Below are 522 nucleotides of genomic sequence, written 5' to 3'. Positions count from 1 at the left end.
GACCTCGCAGTCATCCCCGATGGTGACCCCGCCGAGCGAGTGGATGCGGGCCCATTGCTGGGCGTTGTCGGTGCCCTCTTCGCCGAGGCTGGCGCGGGCCTTCTCGACGCCCGAGATCTCGGGCGTCACGTAGGAGAAGCCGTCGCCGCCGATCGCGGCGCCCGGCTGCGCGATGAAGCGCGCGCCGATGGTGACGCGGGCGCCGATGCGGACGCCGGCGTGGATCATCGCGCCGTCGCCGATCACCGTGTTCCAGCCGATATAGGCCTGCGGACCGACCACTGAGCCGGCGCCGATGCGCGCCTCGGGGCCGATCACCGCAAGCGCGCCGACGCTGACGTCAGCGCCCAGCACCGCGGAGGGGTCGATCACCGCCGAGGGATGGATGCCGCTGCCATAGCCCTGCCCCGGATCCATCATCGCCGAGAGCCCGGAGAGCGCGTGGCGCGGACGCCCGGCGAGGATCGCGCCCTGGAGCCCCAGCGCCTGCCAGTCGGCATCGGCCCAGAGCATCGCCGTACG

At 73.0% G+C, this 522-nt stretch carries 1 pseudogene; it reads right to left on the bottom strand.

Annotated features, from left to right (window positions below):
• Positions 1–522: pseudogene (locus HC022_RS28455) on the bottom strand (UDP-3-O-(3-hydroxymyristoyl)glucosamine N-acyltransferase); the annotation flags it as partial.

The sequence above is a fragment of the Salipiger sp. HF18 genome (genome assembly GCF_011806505.1).
In the GTDB taxonomy this organism is placed as follows: Bacteria; Pseudomonadota; Alphaproteobacteria; order Rhodobacterales; family Rhodobacteraceae; genus Salipiger; species Salipiger thiooxidans.
Note: the sequence above shows the minus strand (reverse complement) of the source record. Positions and strands in the feature narration are given on the sequence as shown.